The organism is Salinibacter sp. 10B, from assembly GCF_002954405.1.
Lineage (GTDB): Bacteria > Bacteroidota > Rhodothermia > Rhodothermales > Salinibacteraceae > Salinibacter.
In genome coordinates, this window is sequence record NZ_MQWC01000004.1 from 1,029,913 (window position 1) to 1,047,057 (window position 17,145).

12 protein-coding genes are annotated in these 17,145 nt (G+C 60.6%); 8 read left to right on the forward strand and 4 right to left on the reverse strand.

Features of this window, described 5'->3' with window-relative positions; genetic code table 11:
• Positions 1–118 precede the first annotated feature (118 nt).
• Positions 119–2,185 (forward strand): peptidyl-prolyl cis-trans isomerase, encoded by a 2,067-nt coding sequence (locus tag BSZ35_RS04540; RefSeq protein ID WP_258096072.1) that lies wholly within the window; start codon positions 119–121, stop codon positions 2,183–2,185.
• On the opposite strand, the gene dapF is transcribed toward BSZ35_RS04540, so the two are convergent.
• Positions 2,186–3,025, reverse strand: a complete 840-nt coding sequence (dapF, locus tag BSZ35_RS04545; RefSeq protein ID WP_105011336.1) for a diaminopimelate epimerase — start codon at positions 3,023–3,025, stop codon at positions 2,186–2,188.
• A 148-nt stretch (positions 3,026–3,173) separates the two neighbouring features.
• On the opposite strand from dapF, the gene BSZ35_RS04550 reads away from it, so the two are divergent.
• The 7 genes from BSZ35_RS04550 to BSZ35_RS04580 all read left to right on the forward strand — a co-directional run bounded on the left by BSZ35_RS04550 (position 3,174) and on the right by BSZ35_RS04580 (position 12,139).
• Positions 3,174–4,124: a PhoH family protein gene (locus BSZ35_RS04550; RefSeq protein ID WP_105011337.1), complete on the forward strand. Its 951-nt coding sequence runs from the start codon at positions 3,174–3,176 to the stop codon at positions 4,122–4,124.
• A 771-nt stretch (positions 4,125–4,895) separates the two neighbouring features.
• Positions 4,896–6,545: a hypothetical protein gene (locus BSZ35_RS04555; RefSeq protein WP_105011338.1), complete on the forward strand. Its 1,650-nt coding sequence runs from the start codon at positions 4,896–4,898 to the stop codon at positions 6,543–6,545.
• Positions 6,546–6,621: 76 nt separating this feature from the next.
• The gene (locus tag BSZ35_RS04560; RefSeq protein WP_105011339.1) at positions 6,622–7,170 is read left to right on the forward strand and encodes a PAS domain-containing protein; all 549 of its coding nucleotides are present in this window, start codon (positions 6,622–6,624) and stop codon (positions 7,168–7,170) included.
• Positions 7,171–7,226: 56 nt separating this feature from the next.
• A complete protein-coding gene (locus BSZ35_RS04565) occupies positions 7,227–8,318 on the forward strand; it encodes a hypothetical protein (protein ID WP_105011340.1) in 1,092 nt (363 codons plus the stop codon).
• 135 nt (positions 8,319–8,453) lie between these two features.
• Complete coding sequence (locus BSZ35_RS04570; RefSeq protein ID WP_258096073.1) at positions 8,454–9,920, forward strand: class I adenylate-forming enzyme family protein; 1,467 nt, start codon at positions 8,454–8,456, stop codon at positions 9,918–9,920.
• A 37-nt stretch (positions 9,921–9,957) separates the two neighbouring features.
• Entirely contained in the window at positions 9,958–11,445 is a 1,488-nt protein-coding gene (locus tag BSZ35_RS04575) for an aromatic amino acid ammonia-lyase (protein WP_105011342.1), read from the forward strand.
• 202 nt (positions 11,446–11,647) lie between these two features.
• Positions 11,648–12,139 carry a DUF427 domain-containing protein gene (locus tag BSZ35_RS04580; RefSeq protein ID WP_105011343.1) on the forward strand — a complete coding sequence of 164 codons (492 nt, stop codon included), beginning with the start codon at positions 11,648–11,650 and terminating at the stop codon, positions 12,137–12,139.
• Between the two features lie 233 nt (positions 12,140–12,372).
• On the opposite strand, the gene BSZ35_RS04585 is transcribed toward BSZ35_RS04580, so the two are convergent.
• The 3 genes from BSZ35_RS04585 to BSZ35_RS04595 form a co-directional block, all read right to left on the reverse strand.
• Positions 12,373–13,566, reverse strand: coding sequence for a cystathionine gamma-synthase (locus BSZ35_RS04585; RefSeq protein WP_105011344.1), 1,194 nt, complete (start codon positions 13,564–13,566; stop codon positions 12,373–12,375).
• Positions 13,567–13,711: 145 nt separating this feature from the next.
• Entirely contained in the window at positions 13,712–15,181 is a 1,470-nt protein-coding gene (locus BSZ35_RS04590) for a tetratricopeptide repeat protein (RefSeq protein WP_181149179.1), read from the reverse strand.
• A gap of 316 nt (positions 15,182–15,497) precedes the next feature.
• The gene (locus BSZ35_RS04595; protein WP_219846584.1) at positions 15,498–16,688 is read right to left on the reverse strand and encodes a tetratricopeptide repeat protein; all 1,191 of its coding nucleotides are present in this window, start codon (positions 16,686–16,688) and stop codon (positions 15,498–15,500) included.
• Positions 16,689–17,145 lie beyond the last annotated feature (457 nt).

Here is a 17,145-nt window from a genome sequence, read left to right on the forward strand (position 1 = left end):
CTCCCTCCCGAACAATTGTCCTTCCTCAAAAGTACGGTAGGAAGGTTTGCCAACGGGCCGACCTCTCGGCCGCAGCGCGTGTCTCTTCAACGAAAACCATCTTGGATCTATGGGTGCGATGAACAAACTCCGGGAAAACACCGGAGTCATTCTTTGGATTCTGGTGCTGTCGTTCGGCATCATCTGGACGTTGCAGGACTCCAACGTCTTTGAGGCCATGAATCAGCCGAGCCAGAACGCAGCGATGGTCAATGACCAGACCATCAGCAATCAGGAGTACAACCAGGCCGTCGACCGACAGCGGGAGCAACTCAGTCAGCGGATGGAAGGCGAGCTCTCTGCCCGCATGGAGGAAATGGTTCGCCAGCGGGCCTACGACCAGCTCATCAACAACGCGCTGCTGGAACAGGAAATGAAACGCCTGGGAATCACGGTCACCGATACCGAAATCGAAAACATGGTGTTCGGGGAGAACCCGCACCGGCTGATCCGCCAGCAGTTTGCCGATTCCACGGGACGGATCAACTACCAGTTGCTCCGCAACATGGCGCAGAATCCGCAGGCCAACCCGCAGTTTCTTCAGTTGGAGAACTACCTGAAAGAGCAACGGCGACGCGAAAAGATGTCCTCGCTTGTGCAGTCGTCGGTTTACGTCTCCCAAAAGGACGTAGAAGAGTACTACTGGCAACAGAATGCATCGGCCTCGGCCCAGTACGTGGCACTCCGATACGCCTCTGTGCCGGATGACTCAATTTCCGTCAGCGAGTCGGACCTGCGGTCCTACTACGAAGACAACAAAGAGGATTATGAGCGGAAAAAGACGCTGACGCTCAACTACGTCTCGCTGTCAAAAATTCCGACCGCTGAGGATACTGCCGCCGTCATGAGCGACCTCGAAGAGCTCCGGTCGGAGTTTTCGAATGCCGAGAACGATTCCCTCTTTCTCGAACAGAACGCCTCGGAACGCACCTTCTCCGGCGACTTTCAGACCCCAGACCAGTTGGACGCTGCCGTTGCCGACCTAGTGTACGAGGACCCGACGCCGGGACGTGTCGCGGGCCCCGTTACCAGTGGCAGCCTCGCCCACCTCGTCAAGATTCTCGACACACAGCCCGCGGACGGGGAATACGTCCACGCCTCCCACATTCTGCTCGAATCGGAGGCAGAGGACCCGGCGCTGCGACAGCAACTGCAATCCATCCGTGACAGCATTGAGTCGGGCGCGGCCCGCTTCGACGCAATGGCACGAGAGTACTCCGACGACCAGTCCGCATCCGAAGGAGGCGATCTTGGATGGTTCGGCGAGGGACGCATGGTAGAGGCCTTCTCGGATGCCGCGTTCAATGCCTCCGCCGGCGCCCTCGTTGGACCGGTCAAGTCCGAGTTTGGCTACCACCTCATCCGGGTTCATCAGAAAGCATCACAGGCCGTCCAGGTGGCGGATCTCGCATTTAGTCTGACCCCGAGCCAGGCCACCCTTTCGGAGAAGCGAACGACGCTCGACGATGTGGCCTTCTACGCCGGTGAGAGCAGCACCTTTACCGAGGAAGCCGAACGCCGCGATCTAAACGTGCAGGAAGTCACGGCCGAGGCCGACCAGAGCGCCATCCCAGGCATCGGCCAAAGCCGCGCCCTTACCAACTTCATGGAGACGGCCGAAACCGGCGCCATCAGCGAGGTTATTGAACTCGACGACAAGTTTGTGCTCGCGAAAGTGACGGAGGTGAAGCCGGAAGGCTATCGTCCCTTCTCGGAGGTCAAGGCCCAACTCCGGCCGCAAGTAGAGCTCCAGAAAAAGAAGGAGATCCAGACGCGCCGCATGCGACAGGCCCTAAACCAGAATGGCTTCCAGCAGTTGCCCCAGGTACTGGGCACCCAGATGCGGTCGCAGACCGACATTACGTTCACGACGGAGACGGTGCCCGGCGTCGGCCGCGACCCCTCCTTTGCGGGCACTGTATTTGGACTGGAGGAGGGCGAAACCTCCGGTGTCGTCGGTGGCGAAAATGCAGCCTTCGTGGTCAGCGTCACCTCGATGCAAGAGCCGCCCGCCCTCACGGCCCAGCAGCGGCAGCAGATTCGCCAGAAGCTGGCCAAGCAGCGGCAGCGTGAGGTCTCCCAGCAGTGGATCTCGGCCCTCAAGGAGGACGCCACCATCGAAGACATGCGGCAGCAGTTCCAGTAATCAGGTCACCTGGAGCGACCCGCGGAAGACCGTGACGACGGGGCCTTCGAGGTAGCGCTCGCGGCCCCGGCTCGTCGCCTCGGTGCCGACGGCGAAGGTGCCCCCTTGCGTTTCGATCGTGAGGGGGCCTTCGGGGACGTATTCGGTGGCCTCCGCGATGGCCGCGGCGGCCAGGACGCCAGTGCCACAGGAGAGGGTTTCTGCCTCTACCCCCTTCTCGTAGGTGCGCACGTGCAGCGCGTCGCCGTCTACCTCTACGAAGTTGACATTGGCGCCGGGGGGATGTACCCGGGCATCGCGTCGCAGCGGCGGCGCCCATTCAGCGACGGGAACCGCATCGACGTCGTTCACAAAGATGACGAGGTGTCCGGTGCCGGTATCGACGTAGTGCACCGCCTCGGCACTGAACGGCACAGGTTCTTCCAGCGATACGTTGAGTTCGAGCGCCGTGGCCGGCGGTACGTAAAGCCGCACGCAGTCGGGCCGGTCCCTCGCAACGGTTGCGTGGTACCGACCGGCATCCGTCTCGAATGTCACCTCCGGTCCTTCAAAATCGGCATTAAGAGCAAAGCGCGCCAGGCACCGTGCCCCATTTCCACACATGGTGGCCCAGGATCCGTCGGCGTTTACGTAGCGCATCCGATAGTCCGCCCCTTCAGCCTCCGTGTCCGCAAGGGCCAGCAGGCCGTCCGCCCCCACGCCGTAGTGACGCCGGCACCACGTCGCTGCAAGATCGGACAGCTCTTCGTCAGAGAAGCGATACCAGCGGTTGTCGAGAACCAGAAAGTCGTTTCCGGCCCCGTGCATTTTGGTGAATTCGACGACGAGCGAGGGACTCATGAAAATGAATCGGTCGTTTCTGAATCCAGTGGTGAAGGTGCGGCACGATTCGCAAGCACGGCGCGTATAGGGGGCGTCGGGGCAAGTTTCTCTCCGACTGGAGGACACTCTCAATTCCACAATCTTTCAGAAAACTTCCCTCAACCCGTTGCCTGAGAAACAGCTGAGCATCGAAGGCGCCGATCCGCTTCTTCTCTTCGGTTTCAACGATGTGTACCTACGAAAGATCGAGCGCGCCTTTCCCGACACCCACATTACGGCCCGCGGCACCGAGATCCACCTCCAAGGAGACGAGGACGCCATCGAGAAGGTCGAGCGCGTCTTCAACGAGATGGTGGTTCTCCTCGACCGGAACGACACGCTCACAGAAGACGATGTCGAGACGGTCCTCGCCCTCTTCGACTCCGAGGAGCGCGACGCTCCCTCAACCGGCAGTCCTGATACCATTCTCACGACCCCGGAGGGGGACGTCATTAAGCCGCGGTCTCCGAACCAGGAACGCCTAGTCAACTCCGCCCAATCCAACGACGTCGTGTTTGCGATTGGCCCTGCCGGGACCGGCAAAACATACGTGGCCGTTGCTATGGCCGTTGCCGCCCTCAACGACCATCGGGTAAAGCGCATCGTGCTCTCCCGTCCCGCCGTCGAGGCCGGCGAGCAACTGGGCTTTCTGCCGGGCGACTTCTACGAAAAGGTCGATCCATACCTGCAACCCCTCTACGACGCCATCGGCGACATGATGCCCCGGGAGCAGATGGCCGAATACCTGGAGCAGGACCGTGTGGAGGTGGTCCCCCTGGCCTACATGCGCGGCCGAACGCTGAAGTCCTCCTTCGTCATTCTGGATGAGGCGCAGAACGTGACGACCAGCCAGATGAAGATGTTCTTGACGCGGCTCGGCCCGAAGAGCCAAGCCATCATTACGGGGGACATCACTCAGACCGACCTCCAAAACCGGAGTGAGAGTGGTCTAATTCAGGTCCAACACATCCTCAAGGACATTGACGGGATCGACTTTATCTACCTGGAGCGCGAGGACGTAGTGCGCCACCGTCTCGTCCGTGAAATTATTGCGGCCTATGAAGAGCACGATGCCTAGCGCTCTTTAGAGACTGTTTTGATTTCACACGATGGCAGTTCAAGCAGAGCGCGACGACTGCAGATCGTTGCAATCCACCGGGGTGCCAGCTGAGCAACGGACGAGTCTGCTGGTGTCCAAACACGAGGCCCCCGAGAATCGTGAACGCGGTCTCCCGCAACTCTCAGCAGTCCCATGGGATTGGGTGAGCAGCTTGGGCGCTGCATCGTGAGATGTATGCTACGGGGCAGCAATCGGCCCTGAATGTTCAACTCCAACGGCCTGCTAGTGTAGCCCCTGTCGATCGAGCGCAGACGGGGCTCCATACTGATCATGCCCCCTCGGGTCGGCGCGAATATGTTCGGCCCCGACGGGTTGAACGTAGCCCCTGTGTGGAGATGCCCCTGGACCTTTGTGCGCCGGGCGGCCCCGTGTAACGGTTGCGAAATTCGATGTCCAGCCCGGAACGGTTCCTCTCGTTTCAGAATTCGGAATGGGCGTCCCTAAGGGACTTCTTCGGTCCCAGGCCTTACTGTGGAGTTTGAGGACGGGCGTCTGTCGAGAAGAAAAATCGTTGCGGCCCCCTTTCCTCGCATCCAACAGTAACGGCGTGTGTACTCAACCGTGCCCCAGAACCCACAGGATGGGAGCCGACGCCAATCTACTGGGGCTTTCACACTGGACGTCCCTTTTTTACCTTATCCAGGCATGCCTTCCCTCTGGGCCCGCCGCCCTCGCGTGCCCCACGGCCGCCCTTCCTGATCTAATCCTCGCTTTTTCAAAAGACACGCCATGGCTGACCGTCAACATTTGCCTCAGGATCTTGCGTGGTATCAGGATCGATGGGAAGAGTTGATGGACCTCCTTCCAGCCACTGACCCGGAGGAGGTCGTCGATCACATACGCGAGCTTCAGGTAAGCGTGCTCGACGAGGAGGCACAGGCACTTGACGACATGGGGCTTGCCGACGCGGACGAGGCGAAGACTGTTCTCCGTCGTATTTTTGAGCGTCTACAGGAGCTCCGACGCAAAAACCAGAACCTCCAGCGTGCCCAAGCCGCCCTGGACGTCGCGAATCCGGACGACCTCGTGGCTCGGGTAGAATCGCTTCAAGACCGAGTGGACGCCTTTGAGGAACAGCAGGCCCAACTGGCGGATGCTGGATTTGAGGACCCCGCCCACCTTTTGGAGGCGCTCCGAAGCATGGAGGAGCAACTGAATGCCCTCTACGATGAGAAAGAGGCCACCGAACGGACGGACGACGGCACGCCATTGAACATGGAGGGCGACATATTCGAACAACTGCAGGCATTGATGGCGCGTGAGGAGAAGCTTCAGCGCGAACTGGGCGTGTCGAATCCCGATGCCGTCGTGGAAATGGTAGAAGGCCTATCCGATCAGCTTGGCGAGCTCTACCAGGACCGGGATGCCGACACAACCTCCGACTCCATCTTCGCGCCCGCCACGGCGTCATCCCCCTCGGCAGAGGATACGCTCGAAGAGGAGTTCGGGACGTCGGACCCCGATACCCTCACCATGATGATGGAGGACCTGACCCAGCAGTTGGATGAGCTGTATGCCGAACGTGAACGCCTTGCCGAATTGGATTTGAACGGCACCGGCGATGCCGTCGAAATGGTAAAGAGCATGCAGCTTCAGCTCGAATCGCTGTACGAGAGCCGCGAGGAGATGTCGCAGCATGGGATCAGCAATGTCGACCATGCGCTTTCCATGATCGAAAACATGGAGGAGCAGCTCAATGATCTGTACGACGAACGCCATCAACTGGCAACCGAAAAGGGCATCTCCAGTCCGGACGAAGCTCTCTCCCAGCTCGAGGCCCTGGAAGAAGAATTGTCCGCCCTGCTTGAAGAAAAGAAATCCCTCCGCGAAAAACGCGATCAGCTGGAAGCCCAGTTGAGTGCGCTGCAAGACGAGTTGGGCCTCGACGATCCCGCCGCCATCCCCGACCTCGTCCAAAGCCTGGAAGACCAACTCCAAGAGACATACGCCGAACAGGACGCTTCGGCGTCGCCCCCGGAGGCCTCCGCCGAAGAGCCGCTCCTCGACGCTGACATCCGTGCTCGTCTCGACGACATGGACGAGGAGGCGCTGGAGGCCCTCCCAGTAGGGTTATTTCAACTGGACGACGAGGGCTCCATCCGGCATGCGACCTCAAAGGCCCTCCAGTGGCCGGATGTGTCGGCCGCCTCGGCCGAAGCGCTCGTCGGCCAGAACTTCTTTTTCGATGTTGCTCCCGGTACCGACAACACCTTGTTCCGGGGGCGATTTTCGGATGGCGTTGCCAAGGAGGACCTGGACACGCAGTTTGCCTACACGTACGTGAGCGGGGACACGCCGCCTGCGAATCTCGTCGTCCAGCTCTACTCTTCTTCCCCTTCAACCCACTGGCTTGCGTTTGCGGTGTTGGAACAGTATTAGCATCCTTGCCAACTGCCCGCTCGCCGTACCCTCTGCCTCCACCGACTGTACTCCCCTCAAAGACTCCTTTTCTCTCATGCCAGACCAAGACCCTAGCGCCGACTCTCAGGAGCCTTCCATCCTTGACACCGGAACCACTGAGCCGGCTCCAGACAGCGAGGAGACGTCTGCTCCTCCGGAATCGTCGGGTGCGCAGGCCTCTCCCTCTACCGAGGAAGCGGCGTCCCCATCGGACACCGAGCCGTCCGAAACCGACGAGCTACACTTTGAGGATGACGACCTCGCGGAAAAGCTTCGACACTCCGACGAGGACCAACTCGACAATGCTCCCTTCGGGATTATCAAGGTCGACGACGAGGGAGAGGTAGAATTCTTCAATCAGTATGAGTCGGAACTGAGTGGCATGGACCCGGAGGAGGTCCTAGGCCGCAACTTCTTCACTCAGGTCGCGCCCTGTACAAACAATCGCCTCTTTCGAGGGCGATTTAAGAAGGGAGTGCGCCGCGGCGAGCTCGATGAGACGTTTACCTACACCTACACGTACAAGATGCGCCCCACACTCGTGGACGTGCACATGTATCGTGACGAGGCGGGTCACAATTGGATTACGGTGCAGAAGTACTGAGCGCCCCCTTCGACGTCCGCCTCCCCCGTGCCTTTCTTCGGACGTCCCTCAACGCCATGATCAAATCTCATTCTTCTTCCCTACGGGCCCAAACCTTTTTAGAGGAGGTTCTGGAAGAATTTGACGCGTCAAGTCCAAAGGAAGCGCTTCATTTGCTCCGGCGCATGAAAGAGGTGCTCTCGGAGTACTATCAGGAGCGGAAGACCCTTCAATCCTTCGGGTTCGACGATCTCGACGATGCCCTCGATGCCATGATGGCGATGAAGCGTCGTACCGACGCGATGCAGAAGCGCCTCGACGCATACCAAGAGGCCGAGGAAAAACTGCATGCCATCCAGGATGCCCTGGACGTGGACGCCGACGCGGAGGAAACGGTGAGCACAATTGCACACATCAGTGCGCAGGTGGAAGCGCTCTATGAGGAGAAGGAAGTCCTTTCCCAGGCGGGATTGTCGGACGCCAACGAGGCCGTCCACATGATCCAGTCGATGCAGGAACGACTCGACCAGGTTGACGCCTCCCCGGAAACGGACGCTGAGGACGCGTTTGCGCTGCTGGAGCGCGAGTTGGGGGTCTCGGATCCCGAATCGGTGATTCAGATGGTTGAGAATATGGAGGAGCAAATAACCGCCAGCGTCGACCGGGAGACCAATGCCACGGGGGACAACGCCTCGTCCTCCGACTCCGCTCCCTCCAGTTCGACGGCGGTTCAGACGCTCGAACGTCAGCTCCTTGCCCTACAAGAAGGGGACGTCGACCTTGCGACCGATGAATTTGCAACCCTTCTTCCGATCGGGGTCCTACACCAGCTCGATACACACACCCCCGAACACCTGAACGCCCACGACGTCGGAATTCTCGCGGTCGACGACGATGATCGGATTCGGGCAGCGAATGACCACCACCCCTCCCTTCCCGGACTGGAAAAAGATCCCGTGGGGACGTCGTTCTTTGATCGGGTTCCAGCCTCTCGGAACCCGATGCTCCAACTGCCCCTCCAGACTGCCCGCCAAAAGGGCGTTCTCGACGCCCGGTTCTTCTACACGTTCCCTCATCCCAAAACGGACGGGACGCCCCTGCCGGTGAAGCTTCAATTTCACCGAACGGAACGGGATTCGGTGACGTGGCTTCTGTACGCTCCGCTGTAACACATTCCCTCACAGCTCTTCTCCCCTCCCTAAACGCTCCTCGTTCCTCTCTCGATGCGGTCCAACGGCTTTCCAACATCCTCGCCTTCTCCCCAATCCTCGGGGACTGCTACGTCTGGGGCCGTCGTACGAGCAGTGCAAACCGCTCTCGATCAGTGCCCTCGCTCTGGGGACGGGGCTTCGCTCGATGTCAATCCCTGGCACGACCTTCTGTACAACCGACTGCGGGATGAGGCCCTTCCTGCTCTCATTTACGACGACACCATTACCCCCGCTGCGTCGCTCTGGACCGGCTCTCGCCTCTGGACGCAGGCCTTTCGGTCGACGTCTCTCCAGGCTGGGGATCGTCTCGTGATTGCCCTCCCGCCGTCCACGGCGTTCGTACAGGTGCTGGTGGCCGCTCTCTGGGAGGGATATACCGTTGCCCTTGCCCCGCACAATGCGAACGTTCCCGACCTCCTCACCACCCTTGAGGCCCGAGCGGCCGTGACGACCGACGCGGTCGAGGCTCCTCACACGTTTATCTCGGAAGAATACGCTGGTCCCCGGTCGACCCCCGATACCCTTCGGTCCCCAGACACCTCTCCGACTCCGAACGTGCGATTTTTACTTCGTACGTCGGGAACCACGGCCCATGCACGCTGGATTGCCCTCTCCGATCGAAACGTGCTCTCGGTGCTGGCGAGCCATCTTCCCCACTTTGCCCTCCACGATGCCCGCGTGCTCTCCGTGTTGCCCTGGACGCACGCCTTCGGTCTCGTCCTCGACTTCTTCCCTGCCCTTTTGTCGGGTGCCGAGCTCATTCGGGATCCAAATGGCGGGAGAAACCCCGAACACCTACTGCAACTGCGCAACGCCTGGGGTGCCACCCATCTGTCGGCCGTGCCCCTCGTCATCCAGCGGCTCATTGACACCGCCGGGGGAGAGGCCCTGCTGCGCGACCTAAACGGCGGCCTGGTAGGGGGCGCCCCCGTATCCGGCCCTCTCGCCAAACGTCTTTCTCGTACGGCACTGCGCGCCGGCTACGGCCAAACGGAGGCAGCTCCGGGCATCGCGATGGGTCCGCCTGGCAAATGGGCCGCCCACTACCTGGGCCGCCCCGTGGGCTGTTCGGTCGAGGTGGCCGACGATGGGGAGTTGCTCTTCGAAGGCCCGAACGCCTGCGTCGGCGTGTGGAAGAACGGGCGGCTAGAACGGGCTGCCCCTGACCGCACCGTCCACACCGGGGACCTCGTCGAACGCTCCGGAGATGACCTGTATTTTCGGGGACGCAAGGATGACAGTTTTAAGTTGTCGAATGGGCGTTGGGTACAGGCCGGCGCAATGGAGGCCGCTCTCAAAACCTCGTTCCCCGACCTGCGCGACGCCCTCGTCTTTACCCCGAACGGGGACGACGTCGCTGTGGCCCTGTGTCCCGCCGCCCCCTCCGCAACTCTTCCCTCGGACGAGGACTATCGTGCCGCCCTCGGGTCCCTGGCCGAACGACTCGTGTGGACGACCACAATTGCCCCTGAGGCATGGTCTACCCTCCCGAAAGGGACGGTGGACCGGAGCACGATGACGAAGGCGCTCACCGAAGCGTATCAATCTTCGTCTTCCTAACGCTCCCTCGAGTCCCCTTCTTCGTCTGCCTCGCTGTATGTCTTCTTCTCTCTCTATCGGCCCCGATGTCACGCTCTCGTGCGAGGCGCTCGACCGAGGGGCTCAGACGCCCGGCCTCTCGGTTCACCCAACGGAGGCAGCAGACCGCGCCCTCCAGCACGCCCGTTCTGCCCTAACCCACCTTCGTGACGAGGAAACGCCAATCTATGGCGTTACGACTGGGTTCGGCCCCCTTCACGAACACGAGGCAAACACCGACGATGCGGTTGCGCAGGGCACGGGCCTGATTGCTCACCTCGCGACCGGTAGTGGGGACGCGCTCCCCCGCCCCGTCGTGCGGGCCTTGATTGTTGCCCGCCTCCAATCGCTCGCACAGGGACACTCTGCCATCCGTCCGGATGCGTTTGACGCCGTTGCGGACCTCTTACGCCACGACGTGATCCCAGCCGTTCCCGAAATCGGATCCTTGGGCGCCAGTGGCGACCTCACCCCGCTGGCTCACGTGGCGCGGGTCTGTACGGGAGAGGGACGGGTCCTAACGGATAGCGGCGAGATTCAGGATGCGGGGGAAGCACTCCGTACCGCTCAGCTCTCCCCGGTCTCCCTTGACGCCCGCGACGCGCTTGCCCTCGTCAATGGAACCGCACTCATGACTGGGGCCGCGGCTCTGGCGGTGGCTCGGGGGCAACGCCTTCTCGAACGCGCCGAGGCCCTTACCGGCTGGATGTACCGGCTGCTGGGCTGCTCATTGGACCCGCTCGATGCCCGTCTCCACGATGCCCGAGGACATGATGGCCAGTCAGCAAGCGCGGCGGCCATCCGTGCAGAAGCCACCCGCCATGGTCCCGCCGAGCATGAGGACCGTCCCCTCCAGGAGGTGTATTCGCTGCGCTGTGCCCCCCAGATTCTCGGCGCAATCCGCGATCAGCTCTCGTATGTTCGTCAACAGGTCGAAACCGAATTGAATGGGGTGACCGACAATCCAGTGATCGCCCCGGACGCCCCTGCCGTGCTTCACGGCGGCAACTTTCAAGGACAGCAGGTCGCCTTTGCGGCCGATGCCCTCAACGAAGCCCTGACCCAAATGGGCGTGCTAGCGGAACGACAGGTCGACGTCCTTCTCACTCCCGACCAGAACGGAGGGGCCCCCCCGCTTCTCGCCTGGAATCCCGGCCCCACAAGCGGGCTTGCCGGAGCGCAACTTACGGCCACAGCCCTCGTGGCCGAACTGCGACAAAACGCTCAGATGACGGGCACATCCTCGATCCCCACCAATGGCGACAACCAGGATGTCGTCTCGATGGGCGCTCTCGCCGCCCGTACCGCCCACGAGCAGACCGAGCACCTGGCATCCATTCTCGCTGTGCTGGGCCTTGCCCTATCTCAACTCACTCACCTGCGTGCAGAGGGGCAGGCAAAGGGACCTGCCCCACCGTCCCCCGACTGGATGCCCTCTATCGATCCGGTGGTGGAGGACCGATCCCTCCACGCGGAAATTGAGGCCCTCGCGGCTCAGTGGGTGTAGAGCTGCGTTGATTTTTGCCCCAGCACATCGACTTTGCTACACCGAGAATGTAGAGTCTTGCAACGTGATGGGCCCGGTTCGCAGATGGCCTGACGCCCCATGGGTGACAAACGTGGAACGATGTATTCCGTCCGAATCGGCCGGGGGATCCTCTCGTTAGCAGGTCACCCGTTCTTTCGCCTCTTCGCCCTCGCGTTTGCCCATGCCCACCCGTTCCGCCCCCGGCCCCGGCCAGGAATCCGTCTGGGACTATCCACGCCCCCCGGCCCTAGACCCATGCGACCAACGCGTCCGGGTCGTCTTCAACAATATCACGATTGCGGATACCACCGATGCGCTACGGGTGCTGGAAACGAGTCATCCGCCGGTCTACTATCTGCCGCCTGCCGACGTGGCGATGAAGTACCTAACGCAGGAGAATCGAACCACGATGTGCGAATTCAAAGGTCGGGCGGTGTACTACACGCTTCAGGTGGATGAGCGCTCGGCAGCCCAGGCCGCGTGGGGCTATCCGTCTCCTACCGACCGGTTTCAGGCGCTCAAGGATCACCTTGCGTTCTATGCGAGCAAGATGGACGCCTGCTACGTGGGGGAGAAACAGGCCCACGCCCAAGAGGGAGACTTCTACGGGGGGTGGATCACCGACGACATTGTAGGACCATTCAAGGGAGGACCGGGAACGGTAGGATGGTGATCTCTCCTGTTTCCAATCACGTGTCCGCCTCCAGACACGCGGTATCCCCTTCCGTCAGCACGCGTAGAGCGCCCCTCGATTCGCTTCCGAAGTGGAACGTGGCCCCTCCGTTCGGGGAGGGACGCCTGAACGTGGGAGATGTCTCGCTTCGATCTTTCCCCACGTCCTCCCATCCACACTCACAAGAGGCCGAAGGTCCACCGACACAGTAAATCCTGCAAGCGGATTCGGCCTTATACCGCCCGATTAAGGGCCCGTTGTAGATCTGCTTCAAGATTGTCAGCCGTCTCAACACCAACGCTCAGTCGAATGAGCGAATCCGTTAGACCAATTTGCTCGCGCTCGTCGGCCGGGATGGACGCGTGCGTCATTGAGGCTGGATGCTCAATAAGACTCTCGACTCCCCCCAGGCTTTCGGCGAGAGTAAAGACCTCCACCTCTTCGAGAATGGCCACCGCCGTCTCCATATCGTCGTCGGCCAACTCGAAGGAAATCATTCCCCCGAAGTCGCTCATCTGTCGGGCAGCGAGGTCGTGGGTCGGGTGGGACGACAGGCCCGGGTAGCGCACCAGCCCGACCGCCGGATGATCGTCGAGCATGCCCGCAAGACGACGTGCATTCGCGCAGTGACGCTCCATCCGCAGATGCAGCGTCTTGGTTCCCCGAAGGGTGAGAAAACAATCCATGGGACCGGGAGACGCCCCGGTGCTCTTGATCTGAAACCGGAGCCGCTCGGCCCACTCCTCATCGTTGGTACACACCGCCCCGAGGATGAGGTCGGAGTGACCGCCGAGGTACTTTGTTGCCGAGTGCAATACAAGGTCTGCTCCCAGGTCGAGCGGCTGCTGGAGATACGGGGTCGCAAAAGTATTGTCCACCGCTACATCCACGTCGTGGGCGTGGGCCCGCTCGCAAAGAGCCGCAATGTCGACCACCCGCATAAGCGGATTGGTCGGCGTCTCGATCCAGAGTAGTTTCGTAGCGTTTGTGATGGCGCTCTCGACGGCTTCCGGATCGCTCATGTCCACAAACGACGTGGAGATATTGAGGGGCTCGAAGACCTGCTTCATGAGGCGATGCGTCCCCCCGTACAGATCGTCCGTCGCCAACACATGATCCCCCGGACGAAGGCTTTTCATAATCGCGTCGATGCCAGCAACGCCCGAACTGAACGCAATCCCATGCTCGGCATTTTCAAGGCTCGCGAGATTTCCCTCAAGCGCGGTGCGCGTTGGATTCGACACTCGGGAGTACTCGTATCCCTTATGCTTCCCCGGCGCCTCCTGGGCGTAGGTGGACGTTTGATAGATTGGCGTCATCACCGCTCCACTCGTCGGGTCGGGCGCCTGTCCCGCATGAACTGCCCGAGTCCCAAATCCAGAGTGTAAGTCCGCGAGGGTGATCGACGAGTCGCTTTGGTTGGACATCTCGGTTTGAATTGCGTGGATTCGTATAGAACGGTTCTGCAGAGGTGAGCACAAAAATACGAGAGCCCGGGTCCCCTGGTCGGAAACCCGGGCTCTCAGTAAAATCGCGAGGGCCTTCTCTCGACCTTCGGATACGGGCAATCAGCTAGTTGCCGCCATTTTCGCCTTGTTGCTGGACGTTGAGGCCGGCGCACTGTTCAAGCTCCTGCGCCTTCGCCGTCTGTTCGATCTGCACGTACGCAGTCACCAACGCCGCGCAGGCGTCCTGCCGAAACGAGCCCTCCGAGTCGGCCATCTGACGGGCGCGTTCCAGCGGGGGAATGGCCTCCCGGAAGAGATCGCGCTTCTGCTGCTCCAGCTCCTTGATTCTGCTGTCAAGCTCATTCACTCTCTCCTTCTCCTCCGCCGTCGGCTCTCGGTTTTCCTCCATGGCGGCCTCGCTGATCGCGCTCATGGAGTCATTCAGGGCCGTCAGGCTGTCCTGAACGTTTCGCGCCTTGTTGGAGTACGCGGCTCCGAGATTGTACTGTGCCTTCACGTTCCCGGGCTCCAGGTCCACAGCCTTCTGAAGCTGTTCAATGGCGTCGTCGAAGCGATCGGACTGCAGCAGCAGCGAACCGTAATTGTACCGGTAGGTGGCGTTGTTCGGGTTTTGATCAATCTGCTCCCGATACGCCTGCATGGCCTTCTCCGTCTGCCCGGCGCGGTTGTATGCATTGAGCAACCGGCCTTCCATTTGAGCAAGCGGGGCTTGCTCCTGCAGGTTGACGGACAGAGAGGCCGTTCCCGTACTGATCAGGGTGTCAGCCACCGTCGATCCCTTGTAGTAAAGACTCACGCGAAGCTGTCCTTTTTCTTGCTCCTTCTGGAAAGTCGCAGACACCTCCCCGTTCGAGTCAATCGTCACCTTGTCGGGCGTCGTTCCCTCCACGCTACGAGAGGATCCATTCACCTGCACCTCTCCGGTGTAATTCAGGCCTCGCGACCCACCAACTTGAATATAGCTGGACCGCTGAGACAGGTCATCAATCGCCGACTCAAGCAGGTCGATGGCCTCTTCGTTTTGCCCGTTCTGCAAGTACAGGGCGCTCAGAATGTCGTAAGCGTTTTTCTGCGGAGCGTCGGCCTTCTCAATGTAGCGCTCCAGAACCGGGGCGGCCCCAGTCATGTCGCCGTTTTCCCGGTTTTGCTCCATGTTGAGCATTGCGTAGGCCTGATTCAGAATCACGTTGGCCGAGTCGGGATACGTCGCGGACGCGCCGCCAAAGTAGACTGCGGCCTTACGGTAATCGGTGGTGTCAGAGGTCTGGCGGGCCCGTCGGAAGGCTTCAGCTCCCTTCCGCGATTGCTGGGCAAACGTGAGCGTACGCTGGCCTTCAACCTCGCTCCGGGCTCCCGGATCGAACTTGATCGCGGCCTCCTCCGCGTCCCGGGCTCGGGCGTACAAGTCCTTGTACTTTTCCACGGACATGGTGCTGTCGGCCATCTGGCGGAGCACCTGGGCCCGCATCAAGTACGCGTCCACGTTGGCCGAGTCCTGTGCAAGGGCTGAGTCGACACTTGCCAGGGCCTGGTCATAATTTTGCTCCTCCATGGCATCTTCGGCCTTGCTCATGAATGGATTCCCGGCCGAACATCCTGAGAGGATGGCAAGAACGAGACCTCCTGCAAACAAAGAGAAAAGCGCTGATCGTCGGATCGTCATCATTGGTACGGTCTATTCCGTAACGGATTTACTCAAGTGAATGTGGGGCTGTCGCGCGGGAGCCGTCGTCGGGGAAACGCAACAACGTGTTCAAGGACGACAATGCTGGCTACTTCTTCAAAGTAGGGCGGAAGGAAAACCTAATGCAACACAATTCCGTCATGCCTCCGTGAACTCCAAGGCTCAAGCCTCTCTTCTCCCCACCGCTCGGGCATATTACGGACCGTTATTCTCGTCCCGCGCTCGTAAAGCCCGTACAATCTTCAACCCGCGACGCCTTATTGGGACGCTGGGTCTGCATGTACGCCACGAAGAGCGCCCGACAGGCATCCTGCCGGGACGTCCCCGCAGGACTCAACCGGCGCGCCCGTTCGAGGGGAGGGACGGCTTTTCTGTAAAACCGTTGTCGTCGCTGCCGCAGGCTGTCCACGCGTTGGGATAGCGTGAGCACAGAATCCGCAGACGCCTCCTCCGCAGCGTCCCCTCCAGCCTCCATCTCCTCCTGCAGTGTCGTGATACTGTCTTCCCGGGCCAACGCCGCATTGTAGTATGCCGCGCCCAGGTTGTACTGACTCTCAGCATGTTCGGGACGAAGCTCCACCGCTTTCCTGAGTTCTCGAATCGCATCGTTGTAGCGGGCCGCTTCTAACAGCAGCGTCCCGTAGTGGAGCCGATACCTCGCACGTTCGGGCTTCTGCTCAATCTGCTCGCGGTATGCCAAAAGGGCCTCCTCCATGTTGCCGGCCCGATTGTAGGCATCCAGCCGGAGGGCGTGAAGCTCTTGATCATCCGGGTAATAGAGGGTTGCCCGATCGAGAAGCTCCGTGGCACGCTCAAAGGCCCCTGTCGACATGTACAATTCGCCAAGAATCTTGGCGGCCTCCTGGTTGGTGGTGTCAACCCGGTCTACGTACTCTTCAAGTACAGGGATGACCTCCGCTCGTTGGCCAACCCGCAGACGAGCATACGCCTCATTCAAAACGGGCCGGGCCGAATCGGGCTGAAGAATGCCGGCCGCCCCAAAGAAGGAGATAGATCGCCGATAAAGGGATTCCCGCTCGTATTTATTTGCCCGATTGTACGCACTTTCTCCCCGCTCTACCTCACGTTGGTACACCTCGAACCGTGTCTCTTGAATTTCATCCTCGCGACGCGATCGGTACGTGATTGCACTATCCTCGGCTGCTTGGGCCCGCCGGTACAGATCGATGTATTCGTCCGGAGCCATGCTGCTGTCGGCCATGCGACGAAGCACAGTGGCCTTCATTTCATACGCACTTGCATTCGAAGAGTCGCGGTCCAGTGCGTCTTCGAGGCTGGACAAGGACGCCTCATAGTTGCCTTCTTCCAAATCCGTCTCGGCCGCCCCCACTTCAGGGCCGCCGGAGGCACATCCCGACAGCAGTGCCACAGCCATACCAGCAATCAGAATGAATCGGGCGAAAAGAGAAGGCGTCGCGGTCATAAGCCTGGATTCTGTGACATAGATGGACGGAGGACGGCATTTCCCCCACTGCTACATCCCTCGGAGCAGGTTCGGATTCCAGCGGTCTAACGAGGGCCATCCCAACACGATCCGCGTCCTCTGTCCAAAACGATTCTCGACTGTATCGATACCGCCGCGGGGCCGTTGTCCCTTGGAACTCCCCTCTTGCCTTCCGTTCTTGACTGATCCGGCCTGTTCCTCCCGACGACGGTCCCTGCAAGCGGATTGGGGCCACTCCTCCTTCGTAGCGGAACCAATCGAAGCGCTTCCACTACGGACGGAGCGTACGTGGCACTTTTTCATTCAAGAACCGGCGTGCATCGCCGATCTGCCTTTGCTTCAGCCGCCCGGTGCTTCTTCTGCCGTTGCGGACCAACATTTTTCAAAC

What these genes read in the sequence shown, in the direction of transcription:
- dapF (WP_105011336.1), bottom strand. Translation starts at nt 3,025, where the DNA reads ATGAGTCCCTCGCTCGTCGTCGAATTCACCAAAATGCACGGGGCCGGA.
- BSZ35_RS04565 (WP_105011340.1), top strand. Translation starts at nt 7,227, where the DNA reads ATGATCAAATCTCATTCTTCTTCCCTACGGGCCCAAACCTTTTTAGAG.
- BSZ35_RS04575 (WP_105011342.1), top strand. Translation starts at nt 9,958, where the DNA reads ATGTCTTCTTCTCTCTCTATCGGCCCCGATGTCACGCTCTCGTGCGAG.
- BSZ35_RS04560 (WP_105011339.1), top strand. Translation starts at nt 6,622, where the DNA reads ATGCCAGACCAAGACCCTAGCGCCGACTCTCAGGAGCCTTCCATCCTT.
- BSZ35_RS04585 (WP_105011344.1), bottom strand. Translation starts at nt 13,566, where the DNA reads ATGTCCAACCAAAGCGACTCGTCGATCACCCTCGCGGACTTACACTCT.
- BSZ35_RS04540 (WP_258096072.1), top strand. Translation starts at nt 119, where the DNA reads ATGAACAAACTCCGGGAAAACACCGGAGTCATTCTTTGGATTCTGGTG.
- BSZ35_RS04580 (WP_105011343.1), top strand. Translation starts at nt 11,648, where the DNA reads ATGCCCACCCGTTCCGCCCCCGGCCCCGGCCAGGAATCCGTCTGGGAC.
- BSZ35_RS04595 (WP_219846584.1), bottom strand. Translation starts at nt 16,688, where the DNA reads ATGGCTGTGGCACTGCTGTCGGGATGTGCCTCCGGCGGCCCTGAAGTG.
- BSZ35_RS04590 (WP_181149179.1), bottom strand. Translation starts at nt 15,181, where the DNA reads ATGAGCAAGGCCGAAGATGCCATGGAGGAGCAAAATTATGACCAGGCC.
- BSZ35_RS04555 (WP_105011338.1), top strand. Translation starts at nt 4,896, where the DNA reads ATGGCTGACCGTCAACATTTGCCTCAGGATCTTGCGTGGTATCAGGAT.